The sequence below is a fragment of the Neptunicoccus cionae genome (genome assembly GCF_002860325.1).
GTDB classification, from domain to species: Bacteria; Pseudomonadota; Alphaproteobacteria; order Rhodobacterales; family Rhodobacteraceae; genus Amylibacter; species Amylibacter lutimaris.
Genome location: NZ_PKOJ01000008.1, coordinates 41,571 through 54,151 on the forward strand (window position 1 = coordinate 41,571; position 12,581 = coordinate 54,151).

A 12,581-nucleotide genomic window follows, 5' to 3' on the forward strand; every position below is an offset into this window, starting at 1 on the left:
TCAGTCTAAACCGCGCCCATCTGCCCGTATTAGCAAAGCCTGTCAGACAAAGGACACTCGCTTCATGATCCCACGTTATTCCCGTCCCGAAATGGTTGCCATCTGGTCGCCGGAAACGAAATTCAAAATCTGGTACGAGATCGAGGCCCACGCCTGTGACGCAATGGCCAACATCGGTGTCATTCCTCGCGAAAACGCAGAAGCCGTCTGGAAAGCCAAAGACGTAGAATTCGACGTGGCCCGCATCGACGAAATCGAAGCAGTCACAAAACACGACGTCATTGCCTTTCTGACCCATCTGGCCGAACATGTTGGCAGCGACGAAGCCCGCTTTGTCCATCAGGGCATGACCTCCTCCGATGTTCTGGACACCTGTTTCAACGTGCAGCTGGTGCGCGCCTCGGACATTCTGATCGCAGACGTAGAGGCCCTGCTGGCCGCCCTGAAACGTCGCGCGCTGGAGCATAAAGACACGGTACGTGTAGGCCGCAGCCACGGCATCCACGCGGAACCAACAACCATGGGTCTGACCTTTGCCCGTTTCTACGCGGAAATGGACCGCAACCTGACCCGCCTGAAAACCGCCCGCGAAGAAATCGGCACCGGCGCGATCTCCGGTGCTGTTGGGACTTTTGCCAACGTCGATCCGGCCGTTGAAGAACATGTGTGCGAACAGCTTGGCCTGAAGCCCGAGCCGATCAGCACCCAAGTCATCCCCCGCGACCGCCACGCCGCGTTTTTTGCAGCACTTGGCCTGGTCGCAAGTTCCATTGAAAACATCGCAACAGAAGTGCGTCACATGCAGCGCACCGAAGTTCTGGAAGGTGCGGAATTCTTCTCGGCAGGGCAAAAAGGTTCTTCGGCCATGCCTCACAAGAAGAACCCGATCCTGACCGAGAACCTCACCGGTCTGGCGCGCACGGTTCGCATGGCTGTGATCCCTGCAATGGAGAACGTCACACTCTGGCACGAGCGGGACATCTCTCACTCTTCGGTAGAACGTGCCATTGGTCCCGATGCAACCATCACGCTTGACTTTGCATTGAACCGCCTGACAGGTGTAATCGACAAAATGCTGATTTACCCTGACAACATGCTGGCCAACATGAACAAGTTCAGTGGTCTGGTAATGTCCCAGCGGGTATTGCTGGCTCTGACGCAAGCGGGCGTTTCACGGGAAGACAGCTACAAGCTGGTGCAGCGCAATGCGATGAAAGTCTGGGAAAACGGTGCGGATTTCAAGACCGAGCTTTTGGGCGACGAGGAGGTTCTGGCAGCCCTGACACCGGAACAGATCGAAGAGAAATTTGATCTTGGCTACCACACAAAACATGTGGACACGATCTTCAAGCGGGTCTTCAAAGACTGATCCCAAGACAAGGTTAACATGTGAATCACCACCCATGGTGGTGATTCACAACAGCAACGCACTGATCGCATTCATGCACAGCGCGAATGCCGGAGTCTCAAAAACCGACAAACAGCACCAAAATGACTGATATTTTTATACCACTTGATAAATAACCACGAAAAATGTGATATTTATCACTTTTTATATGGCGAAAATAAGAGTATTTTTAGGCATACCTTTTCAAGTAGCCTTACTTACAGTCGGTGTTGGGGATCGGGTAACCGGTTTTCGAGGAATTATGCTTCAGTGGCTGGCGTGTTGTGTCGCTTATACCGACTTTTAGTTATTAAGGGCCCTCGCTTATGCGGGGGCCCTTTTTCGATATGCGATTGCTTCATCTGTCAGGCGACAGCCTTAAACCTCGCTCATGATCTCGGCTTTGGCCTGCGCTTTCAGCGCTTCCATCTGCGCGCGAATTGTGGCTTCGTCGGCCTTACCGTTCAGATCCCCTGAGACTTTGCGGAAGACATCCTCGTCGCCGGCTTCCTCGAAATCGGATTTTACCACTTCGACGGCATAAGCATCTGCTTCGGCCCCGGTTTTCCCCATCAGCCCCGCAGCCCAGAGCCCCAGAAGTTTGTTACGGCGCGCTTCGGCGCGGAACTGCATCTCTGCATCATGGGCGAACTTGTTTTCGAAGGCTTTCTCGCGATCGTTAAATGTGCTCATCAGGGGTGTCTCCTTGTGACTGCTATACTGTCAATCTAGGGTGCCGTTGTGTCAAATGAAAGCACCCGTGAGTTTAAATTTATGCAGGATTGTCCCCGCCGCTCTCTCCCTTAAGTCAACGAAGCCCGATGCCCATGAAGCAAACCGCTTGCTGCTTTCCCCAACAAACCCTATAGAACCCCCAAACCCCCGACACTGATGTGGAACCTATCATGGCGCGACGCACAAAAATTTACGAAGGCAAAGCGAAAATCCTGTACGAAGGACCGGAGCCCGGAACCATCGTTCAGTATTTCAAGGATGACGCCACCGCGTTCAACGCGCAGAAAAAAGACGTGATCGAGGGCAAGGGTGTTCTGAACAACCGCCTGTGCGAATATTTCATGAACGGCCTGACCGCGCTGGGTATTCCCAACCACTTTATCAGACGTCTGAACATGCGCGAACAGCTTTGCCATCAGGTGGAAATTATTCCGCTTGAGGTCATCGTGCGCAATGTTGCTGCCGGATCGCTGTGCAAGATGCTCGGCCTAGAAGAAGGCACGCAATTGCCCCGCCCTATCGTAGAGTTTTGCTACAAGGACGATTCCCTGGGCGATCCACTTGTGGCCGAAGAACATATTCTCGCTTTCAACTGGGCCAGCCAGCAGGATCTGGATGATATGGTTGCCATCGCCCTGCGCGTGAACGACTATCTCTCCGGCCTCATGTATGGCGTTGGGATCAAGCTGGTGGATTTCAAAATCGAGATCGGCCGCCAGTTCGACGGAGATTTCCAGCGCCTGATCGTGGCGGATGAAATTTCCCCCGACAGCTGCCGCCTGTGGGACATCAAAACAGGTCAAAAGCTGGACAAAGATGTATTCCGCCGCGATCTCGGCGATCTGGCAGATGCCTATACCGAAGTTGCACGCCGTTTGGGACTGATGCCTGCCAATAATGTTACAGACGGACCCAAACTGGTCAACTGAACGATCTTGGCCGTTCCGGCCCCTGAGAAATGACCCAAACCCCGCAGTCAAGGCTGCGGGGTTTTTCTTTCGGGGTGTTTTTGCATTCCCCTCCCCCCGCGACACGCGTGCCTCTTGCCTCATTCACAGCTTGGCGCTATCACGCGCCCATACCTCTTGGCCAAAGGAATCCCCTGATGAAAGCTCGTGTGCACGTTACCCTGAAAAACGGTGTTCTTGACCCTCAAGGGGCGGCTGTCGCCCACTCGCTCGGGGCGCTCGGGTTCGACGGCGTCAACGACGTGCGTCAAGGCAAGGTGATCGAACTGGATCTGGCCGAAACCGACAAGGCCGCTGCCGAAGCCAGCGTCAAGCAGATGTGCGAGAAACTGCTCGCTAATACTGTGATTGAAAACTATTCGGTCGAGATTCTCTGATGCGCGCGGCAGTTATCCAGTTTCCCGGCTCCAACTGTGATCGGGATATGGCGGTAGCACTGGCCAACGTGGCAGGCGGCGCCAAGAATGTTTCTATGGTTTGGCACAAGGATGCAGACCTGCCAAAAGGGCTGGACGTGATCGGTATTCCCGGCGGTTTCTCCTTTGGCGACTACCTGCGCTGCGGCGCGATCGCAGCGCGCTCTCCGATCATGAACGCTGTGGTCGACTTTGCAAACAAGGGCGGCTATGTCTTCGGTCTTTGCAACGGCTTCCAAATTCTCACGGAATCCGGCCTGCTTCCCGGCGCGTTGATGCGCAATGCGGGGCTGAAATACATCTGCAAGGATGTGGAACTGCGGGTGGAAACCACGGCGTCCCCCTTCACATCCCGCTACACAGTGGGCGAAGTGGTCACCGTTCCTGTCGCGCATCACGATGGCAACTATTCCGCAGACGCCGAAACGCTTGAACGTCTGGTCGGTGACGATCGGGTTGCGTTCCGCTATACAAAAAACCCCAACGGATCGGTCGACGACATCGCCGGCATTCTATCGGCCAACAAACGGGTTTTGGGCATGATGCCCCATCCGGAACGTCGTGCAGATGCGCAACTGGGCGGAACGGACGGCGTACGCTTCTTTGAGGGCATCGCAGATGCGCTGGTTTCTGCCTGAGCAACAGGCAGAGCTTGAGCAACTGCGCCCTGCAGCCTAGATTGGCAGAATGAACACAACCGAGCCAGCACCGCGCAGCCGTCGCAGCCATTGGATGCTTCGCGCAGGTGTGCTTGCTTTTCTGGTCGGCACCGGTGTGCTGATCTGGCTGTCCAATATCTATTTTACCCAGCGGTTCTCTGAAGCCACCCGCGCCGATGCCGAAGCACAGATGACGCTTTATTCGGGGCGGCTGGTCAGCGAATTGCACCGCAACTCTGTTGTGCCTCTTTTGCTCTCCCGTGATACAACGCTGATCTCTGCGCTGAATAGCGACGATTATGTGGGCACATCTCAACGGCTGATTTCCTACAAGGACGAGATCGGTGCAAAGTCCATTGTGCTGCTGGACGATGGCGGCCGGGTAGTTGCTGCATCTGACAGGCGTGAACTGGGCACGGTCCTGCGGGATTCCACGTTTTTCATAGAGGCTTTACGCTCCCCTGACACGGTATTCACCACCAATGGAGTGAAAGAAGGCGCGCTCGGCTTTTATTATTCGCGCAAGATGCAAAGCCAGAAGGAAACGGTTGGCGTCATCCTGATCGAAGTGGACCTTGACCAGTTGTTTGACCGCTGGTCCACGCGGGACAGCATCATTTTTGTGTCAGACAGCGAAGGCGTCATTATCCTGAGCACAGAACGTCAGTTCCGCCATCAGACACTGGAGGCAGCACTTGCCAACCAACCTGCCCTGTCTGCGGTGGAACGGGCATGGCAGGCTACTGGTGACTGGAACCGCAGTGTCGTTAACGCCAATTTTCAGGGACAACCCCTGTTCAGGCTGGATCAGAAAATTCCCTTCCAAGGCTGGAAGTTGAGTTATCTCGCCTCGTTCGAAGATGTCCGCGCCCGTGTGAATGCGGTGCTGGCGCTGGAGTTGATGGTACTGGCTATCGTCACCGCCCTTGGCTTTTACTACCTGTCGCGCCGCGCAATCCGTCAGTCTTTCCTGTTTCAGGCCGAAAGCCGCGAGTTGCGAGCGCTCAACGAGCGTCTGCAAGCCGAAATCGCAGAACGGGAACGGGTGGAAAAGGATCTTGAAGTGGCAGAGCAAAGCCTCGCCCAATCATCCAAACTGGCCGCTCTCGGGGAAATGTCCGCTGCTGTCAGCCACGAATTGAACCAGCCCCTTGCCGCCATGCGCACCTATCTGGCGGGTGCAAAGCTGTTGTTGCAGCGCCGCCGCCCGACGGAAGCGATGTCTTCTTTCCAGCGGATCGACGATCTGATCGAACGAATGGGGTCGATTACGCGACAGTTGAAATCCTATGCCCGCAAGGGTGGCGATGATCTGGTGGCCGTAGACATGCGTGATGCGGTTACAGCCTCGCTTTCCATGATGTCGCCACAACTCAGCCAGATGAAGGTGGAAATCCTGTCGGACCTCCCGCCGGAGCCTGTGATGGTTCTCGCTGATCAGGTGCGGGTGGAGCAGGTGATCGTAAACCTGTTGCGCAATGCGCTTGATGCGACCAAACTGCAAGAAGACCGCCGCATCACGATCACCCTGACAGGCGGGAGTACTATCAAACTGTCGGTGGAAGACAACGGTAAGGGCATTGAAAACCTCGACGAGTTGTTCGAGCCGTTTTACACGACCAAGAAACCTGGTGACGGTGTTGGCTTGGGGCTCGCGATTTCATCGGGAATTGCCAAAGACCTCGGTGGGCGACTTATTGCCAGAAATTCACAATCCGGTGGCGCGGTCTTTGAGTTTTGGCTACCCGAACTAGATAAGTCACAGATCAAAGCACAGACTCAGGCAGCAGAATAGAGAGCCCCATGGCAGAACAAATGACAATCGCGATCGTTGATGACGAACAGGACATGCGCGAGAGCATTTCCCAGTGGTTGACCCTTTCGGGCTATCGCACCCAGACGTTTTCCAGTGCGGAAGAAGCCCTGAAAAACATCGACGGCGATTTCCCCGGTATCTTCATTTCGGATATCAAAATGCCCGGAATGGACGGAATTACCTTTCTCAAACGCCTGCAAAGCATCGACAACCAGCTTCCGGTGATCATGATTACCGGTCATGGTGATGTGTCCATGGCGGTAGAGGCCATGCGGATCGGGGCTTATGATTTCCTTGAAAAGCCGTTTGATCCGGAACGGATGGCCGAACTGACGAAACGGGCCGTACACACCCGCCGCCTGACGCTGGACAACCGCACCCTGCGCCGCGAATTGTCAGACGGCACTGTGCTGCTGCGCAAGCTGATGGGGTCCAGCCCTGTGATGGAACGCCTGCGCGAGGATATTCTCGATCTGGCACAGGCTGACGGGCATGTTCTGGTTTCAGGCGAAACCGGCACCGGCAAAAGCCTGATTGCCCATGCGCTGCACGCCTGCGGGCCCCGTCAGGGCAAGAAGTTCATCATGGTAAACTGCGCGGCCTTTGCCGAAGACGAACTGGCCCGCCGTCTGTTCGGACCGATGGATGACGGCACGCCTGCGCTTGAGGCATCCCTTGGTGGCACATTGTGTCTGGAGGACGTCGAAAGCCTGCCAGCGTCCATTCAGGCCCGTCTGATCGGCGCTCTGGAGGATCATGACCGCGGTTCGGACACCTCTCCGCTGCGGATCATCGCAATTTCCAACGAACCGGACCCGAATACATCCCTTGAAGAGGCGATCCGGCAGGATCTCTACTTCCGTCTGGCAGCGATGCAGATCACCCCGCCACCACTGCGCGCACGGGGAGAGGATATTCTGAACCTGTTCAACCGCTATGTGGAGACATTTGCGGATGAATACGGCGTAGAGGGGCCGGATGTGTCTGCCAAGGATGCCGCCCAACTGCTACAAGCCCCCTGGCCCGGCAACATCCGCCAGTTGATCAATCTGGCCGAACGTGCCGTGCTACAACACCGTCGCGGCAGCTATTCCATTGCCAACCTGCTGATGGATGACACGTCTGAACCCACACCCGATGTGATCGCTGAAGGCAAGCCGCTGAAGGAATATGTTGAAGCCTTCGAGCGGATGCTCATCGACAACACCATGCGCCGCCACAAAGGCTCTATCCAGTCGGTTATGGAAGAACTCTCCCTGCCCCGCCGGACGCTGAACGAGAAGATGGCGAAATACGGGTTGAGCCGCAGTAACTACGTCGGCTGATCCTGCGCGGTGCCGTTACAGAAACACGGCATCGCGTTTAACGCCCCGAAGTCAGGCTATTCCGCGTTTCGGGAGATCTCCGCAGGGCGAAATTTATAAAGACTATATCGGTATGTCGTAAAAGGTGATGTCCAGACTGTCGATGTCTGTGATCACGAAATCCTCAAGCAAAACGACTGGTGTTTCCGACACATCCTCCTTGAACCACAAGGTGGTATTGCCATCCGAAACGTCAAATTCCATTTCCGGCATTCCGACGTCTGAAAAGATGAAGAGTGAATTGCTTCCATGCCAGTTCTTCACCGTCACTTCACTTCCTTCTTCAACAAAAAGCTTATTGTGCTTTTTGGAGAATTGGACTTCGTCTTTGCCACCACCGGTGCGAACTTCGTCCCGTCCGCTTTTGGTAACAAAGGTTTCATTACCACTACCACCGTAAAGCAGATCGCGACCACCGCCACTGTTCAGAAGCCCGCCTCCGCCACCGGAGTAAAGCGAATCCCCCCCGCCGCCACCAAACAGGCTGTCTTCTCCGGGACCACCGTAAATGTAGTCCCCGCCTCCGCCGCCAAACAATCTGTCATTGTTTCCGCCCCCGAAAAGAGAATCTCCGCCCGATCCACCGTAAAACGAATCCTCACCAAGCCCTCCATACAGAGAGTCGGCGCCGTCGTGACCATAGATTTTCCGCAGGCTGCCTGTTGACTGAATCTCATCATCCATCGTTGTGCCGAACAATTTCTCGACACTCTTTAAATCCGTTTCGAATGTCCGCCGACCCAGTGTAAAAACCGGATCGCCATCCGCAGGCCCGTCTGGTCCTATCAGCAAAGGGCGGTAGAGTTCTTCAAATGTTACTGCATCTTTGCCACCACCACCAACAATCTTTAGGGTTCCTCCGGGACTGTCCTGAAAAAAGCTTTTGTGAGGTACGATAAACACATCCGCACCACCTTTGCCTTTAGCTACTGATCCTGCCCCGTGAAGCTGCAGCACATCTTTCTCGCCGCTCCCGAAGACATTAACGCTGAAAGGTTCCAAATCGTTGATAAGATCGACAAATTCCTGCGAGGTAAAATCCATCGGTGGCGCAGTTTCAAATTCCTGATCGAAAAGTGCGCCTAAATCCAATTCGATGTCCGTCACTTCCAATGCGCGGAAGGGAGATGCCGGAAAGTACAGGATAAATCCCGTTGCAACGCCGCTAAAGCTGCCGTCTGTGTGTGGGGCGAGTGTGTCACCGGAAAACCGGAACAAAGGCGCGGTTCCAAAGGTCGGACCGATGTCGATCCAGCCGTTGCTGCCAAAGCCCGGCTGCCAAGCCCACCGGATTTCGCCGCCCATGTCCGCGTCTATGAGGGTTTCGTATAGAATTCTTTGAAAACTGGTATCTAATTGGGAAATTGTTGATACTTGCATGGTAATAATCCTGAAGTTGTTAAGCCCTACTTCATATTATTATTGCTTACAGTATCCTCCGGATTATCTGTTCTGTCAAACCTGACGCCCCAACCCGGCCCGGCGCCAGCGCTTGAAAGCAGCGAAATTCCCCCTAAACCGACACCCGTTCCAGCGCGGTTTGCAGATCGCCGTACCCTGTAAACCGCCGTTCCAGTGGCAGGCCGAGCTTGTCGGCACAAGCTTGTGCCTTGGCATCAAGAGCGGGGTCGTTCGTCTGCGCCTGATAGACCAGTTTGGTGTAATTTCCGAACAGCATGTCGCGCAGTTCGGGGTGCCGGTCCAGCCCCATCGGTTTCCAGATGAAGGCATCGAACTGCTTGACCAGAAAGTCCGTCAGATAGAACGCAGTGAACTCGTCTTCTGCCACTTTTGCAAAAGCGTCGTTTCCCTCAAAGAAGGAATAACAATGTGGTCCGGCAATCATCTCAACGCCGAGTTCGTCGCAGCGGGCCTGCAACTGTCCGCCGGTGCCGCAGTCCGCATAGGCCACGAAAATGCGGGAATAATCGCCCCTGTGTTTTTTCACCGCCTTGGTAACGGCTTCAGTAATCTGGTCGGGGTAAAGATGCAGTTTTGCCGGCAGGCAAGTCAGGTCCATGTGGTCCCAGTTGTTCAGGCGGAACAGCGCAAGGATTTCCCGCGCCAGTGCGCCGCACGCCAGAACGAGAATGCGCGCAGGTTTTTCCCCGCGCGCATCCAGTCCGTCTTCGGTCAATGTGGTGTCATCAACCAGCATGGCGCATCACGCGCTGACTTGATTGTGTTTTTTGGCCATGAATTCCTTGGCCGTTTCCACCGCAACTGCGGCATCACGACAATAGGCATCCGCGCCGATCGCCTTGCCGAATTCCTCGTTCAGGGGGGCACCGCCCACCAGAACCGTGTAGTCGTCCCGCATACCTTTCTCGACCATCGTGTCGATCACGACCTTCATATAAGGCATCGTGGTGGTCAGCAGGGCGGACATACCAAGAATATCGAATTCACCAGATTCCAGCGCTTCGATGTAATTCTCGACAGGGTTGTTGATCCCGAGATCCTTCACCTCGAAACCGGCTCCTTCCATCATCATGGTAACAAGGTTTTTGCCGATGTCATGGATATCGCCTTTGACAGTGCCGATCACCATGTTGCCCAGACGGGGCGCACCGGTTTCTGCAAGCAGAGGCTTCAGGATCGCCATCCCGCCCTTCATCGCGTTGGCCGCCAACAGAACTTCGGGCACAAACAGGATACCGTCGCGAAAGTCGATCCCGACGATCCGCATCCCTTCCACCAGCGCTTTGGTAAGCACCTCGTAAGGCTGCCATCCACGCTCCAGCAGGATATTGACGCCCTCTTCGATCTCTTCTTTCAGACCATCATAAAGATCGTCGTGCATTTGAAGTGTGAGTTCCTCGTCACTAAGTTCCGAGAGGATGATTTCGTCTTCTTCTTCAGACATTTGGCAAAATCCCACTAGTTTTGGCACCCTGATACAGGCGGCTCTGCCCCCACGTTACTTGCAGGGGACCTTCATTCTGCGAAATAAGCGACATATGTGTTTCACAATCCGACCGCTCTTTGCAATTTAAGATGATTTAGTCGCGGCGACGGCGTCTTGTGCGCGTTTCGGCGGGTTTACCGGCTGTGCCATCGTCTTCGGACGAAAATCCGCCCATCCGCTCTGCAATGACTGCCAGATCGGGCTTGTCGCCTTTTTGAGTGGCTTCCAGAGATTTTCGCATCGCGGCAAGGTGTTCCGGCATGGTGCCACAACAGCCGCCAATGAAGGACGCGCCGCAATCCCGTGCAAGCACCGCGTAATCCGCCATCAGTTCGGGCGTACCGTTATAGTGGATGTGTCCGTCCACATATTTCGGAATACCCGCGTTGCCTTTGGCGATCAGCGGCCGGTCCGGATTGGCCGCAGCCATCCCCAGAATGGTACGCAACAGGTCAGAAGCCCCGACACCGCAGTTTGCACCAAAGGCAAAGGGTTTGTTATCCATGCCGTTGATCATCTCGACCATACCGTTGGAGGTGACGCCCATCATGGTCCGACCGGCAGTGTCAAAGCTCATGGTTCCGCACCACGGCGCGCCGATATTGCCAATCGCTTCGGCAGCGGCTGCATATTCTTCGGGGGCGGAAATCGTTTCCACCCAAAGCACATCTGCCCCGCCTTCCATCAAACCTGTGGCCTGTTCTTCGAAAATCTCGACCGCATCCGCATGGGACAGGGTGCCAACCGGCAACATAATATCCCCTGTCGGCCCCATCGAACCGGCAACAATCACTTCGCGCCCGGCCTTATCGGCAACTTCACGGCCGATTTCAGCTGCGATACGGGACAGTTCGCGGGCACGGGATTGTGCATTGTGCAATTTCAAACGCGCTGCGTTACCGCCGAAACTGTTGGTCAGAAACATGTCCGATCCGGCGTCCACAGCCCCTTGATACAGCTTCGCGATCCGGTCCGGATGCCAGTCGTTCCACATCTCGGGGGCTTCACCGGCTTCCAGACCCATGTTGAACAGGTTGGTCCCTGTTGCCCCATCGGTCAGGATCCAGCCTTGTGTATCCAGAAGTTTCTGTAGTTTTTCAGACATATATCGCTCCGCGTGTGACCGGACTGGTCAACTCACGTCTCCGTGTCACAGTAACCGGAGTGGCGCAAATTCTTTCTGAACATATTGATTATGAATCTGACGCGAGTTTGGCCTGTGCAAGGGATTGGATCCGCACGATCATCGCACGCAATCCGTTGGACCGTTGTGCCGAAAGATGCTGGTCCAGCCCAAGTTGGGCGAAGGCCGCCGCTGCATCCGTATCAACAACCTGTTGCACCGTCACGTTATTAAACAACGCGCTCAGGATCGCAATCAGGCCGCGCACGATCATCGCATCGCTTTCCCCCTGAAAAGTAAATACTGCATCGGGCCCGTTCCCTTCGATATGGGGTACGATCCACACCTGCGATGCGCAGCCGTCCACTTTTGTGGCGGGCACGCGCAAGGCCTCGTCGAGCGGTGGCATCGCCTTGCCCATATCAATGACATGGCGGTAGCGGTCCTCCCAGTCGTCAAGGAATTCAAATGTTTCCACGATTTCCTGAAAATCTTCAGTCATTCTTAACCGTTCCTGCGTAAATCCTGTGGGATACCTAAGTCTCCTGCCCGATCAGGTCCACCAATAATTCGTCACCGCGTCACTCGGCCCTTTTCTTTGAAACCCGTTTTGGCTAACACTTGCCCCGTAAATAAAAGACCAACAACGGGGTCGGCAGATGAAAAAACTTATAGGCGCAGTTCTCCTTGTCGGGATGGTTTCCTCTTGCGGTCTGGGCAACAGCGCGGGTAGCAGTGCCGGAAGCAGCGCCAACAGCGCAGGCTCCGCCGGCAGTGCAGGATCCGCCGGAAGCGCCAGTTCGGCCGGCAGTTTCGGATCCGGTTTGTTTGGCCGTCGCAACCGTGTGGAACAAAGAATAGATCCGGTAATCCAGAACAACGGCGGCCTGATCAGTGTCATCAAAGAAGCCCGCTTCGAACGCGCAAGGGGTGGTGCAATTGTCCGCGCCCGTGGCGTGGCCCCCCGTCAGGGATATTACGATGCCAGCCTCTATAGCGCGACCGATCTTCAACCGGACGAAAACGGAAACATCACGCTGGAATTCCGCGCCAAGGAACCGCAGTTCCAGACCAATGTTCTGGGAGAACATAGCCGCGAAATTGATGTGGGAATTTTCATCTCGGAGCAAAAACTGAACGCCGCCAACGCCATTCGCGTAGTCGGGCGTCAGAACCAGATCAGCCTGAGACGCTAATCACTATTA

Annotated in this window: 13 protein-coding genes; 7 read left to right on the top strand and 6 right to left on the bottom strand. The window is 55.2% G+C overall.

Features of this window, described 5'->3' with window-relative positions:
• Window positions 1–64: 64 nt before the first annotated feature.
• Window positions 65–1,369: an adenylosuccinate lyase gene (gene purB, locus C0U40_RS16690; protein WP_101656950.1), complete on the top strand. Its 1,305-nt coding sequence runs from the start codon at window positions 65–67 to the stop codon at window positions 1,367–1,369.
• 396 nt (window positions 1,370–1,765) lie between these two features.
• Here purB and C0U40_RS16695 read toward each other — a convergent pair whose 3' ends face one another.
• On the bottom strand, window positions 1,766–2,080 hold the full coding sequence (locus tag C0U40_RS16695; protein WP_101656951.1) for a DUF1476 domain-containing protein: 315 nt from the start codon (window positions 2,078–2,080) through the stop codon (window positions 1,766–1,768).
• A 212-nt stretch (window positions 2,081–2,292) separates the two neighbouring features.
• Between C0U40_RS16695 and purC the strand changes: the two genes are divergently transcribed.
• The 5 genes from purC (at window position 2,293) to C0U40_RS16720 (ending at window position 7,306) form a co-directional block, all read left to right on the top strand.
• On the top strand, window positions 2,293–3,051 hold the full coding sequence (gene purC, locus C0U40_RS16700; protein WP_101656952.1) for a phosphoribosylaminoimidazolesuccinocarboxamide synthase: 759 nt from the start codon (window positions 2,293–2,295) through the stop codon (window positions 3,049–3,051).
• A gap of 176 nt (window positions 3,052–3,227) precedes the next feature.
• The gene (gene purS, locus C0U40_RS16705; RefSeq protein WP_101656953.1) at window positions 3,228–3,467 is read left to right on the top strand and encodes a phosphoribosylformylglycinamidine synthase subunit PurS; all 240 of its coding nucleotides are present in this window, start codon (window positions 3,228–3,230) and stop codon (window positions 3,465–3,467) included.
• A complete protein-coding gene (gene purQ, locus C0U40_RS16710; protein WP_101656954.1) occupies window positions 3,467–4,144 on the top strand; it encodes a phosphoribosylformylglycinamidine synthase subunit PurQ in 678 nt (225 codons plus the stop codon). Before purS ends, purQ begins: the two co-directional genes overlap by 1 nt.
• A gap of 49 nt (window positions 4,145–4,193) precedes the next feature.
• Window positions 4,194–5,960: a sensor histidine kinase gene (locus tag C0U40_RS16715; RefSeq protein ID WP_101656955.1), complete on the top strand. Its 1,767-nt coding sequence runs from the start codon at window positions 4,194–4,196 to the stop codon at window positions 5,958–5,960.
• 8 nt (window positions 5,961–5,968) lie between these two features.
• The gene (locus C0U40_RS16720) at window positions 5,969–7,306 is read left to right on the top strand and encodes a sigma-54-dependent transcriptional regulator (RefSeq protein WP_101656956.1); all 1,338 of its coding nucleotides are present in this window, start codon (window positions 5,969–5,971) and stop codon (window positions 7,304–7,306) included.
• Between the two features lie 102 nt (window positions 7,307–7,408).
• On the opposite strand, the gene C0U40_RS16725 is transcribed toward C0U40_RS16720, so the two are convergent.
• From C0U40_RS16725 to C0U40_RS16745, 5 genes are all read right to left on the bottom strand, one after another.
• Window positions 7,409–8,725 (bottom strand): hypothetical protein, encoded by a 1,317-nt coding sequence (locus tag C0U40_RS16725; RefSeq protein ID WP_145991954.1) that lies wholly within the window; start codon window positions 8,723–8,725, stop codon window positions 7,409–7,411.
• 133 nt (window positions 8,726–8,858) lie between these two features.
• Window positions 8,859–9,503 carry a DUF1638 domain-containing protein gene (locus C0U40_RS16730; RefSeq protein WP_101656958.1) on the bottom strand — a complete coding sequence of 215 codons (645 nt, stop codon included), beginning with the start codon at window positions 9,501–9,503 and terminating at the stop codon, window positions 8,859–8,861.
• 6 nt (window positions 9,504–9,509) lie between these two features.
• Entirely contained in the window at window positions 9,510–10,211 is a 702-nt protein-coding gene (locus tag C0U40_RS16735) for a corrinoid protein (RefSeq protein ID WP_101656959.1), read from the bottom strand.
• Window positions 10,212–10,347: 136 nt separating this feature from the next.
• A complete protein-coding gene (gene bmt, locus C0U40_RS16740; RefSeq protein WP_101656960.1) occupies window positions 10,348–11,358 on the bottom strand; it encodes a betaine--homocysteine S-methyltransferase in 1,011 nt (336 codons plus the stop codon).
• Window positions 11,359–11,446: 88 nt separating this feature from the next.
• The gene (locus C0U40_RS16745) at window positions 11,447–11,878 is read right to left on the bottom strand and encodes a SufE family protein (protein ID WP_101656961.1); all 432 of its coding nucleotides are present in this window, start codon (window positions 11,876–11,878) and stop codon (window positions 11,447–11,449) included.
• Between the two features lie 157 nt (window positions 11,879–12,035).
• Here C0U40_RS16745 and C0U40_RS16750 point away from each other — a divergent pair, with 157 nt between their 5' ends.
• On the top strand, window positions 12,036–12,572 hold the full coding sequence (locus tag C0U40_RS16750) for a hypothetical protein (RefSeq protein ID WP_101656962.1): 537 nt from the start codon (window positions 12,036–12,038) through the stop codon (window positions 12,570–12,572).
• Window positions 12,573–12,581: the final 9 nt, after the last annotated feature.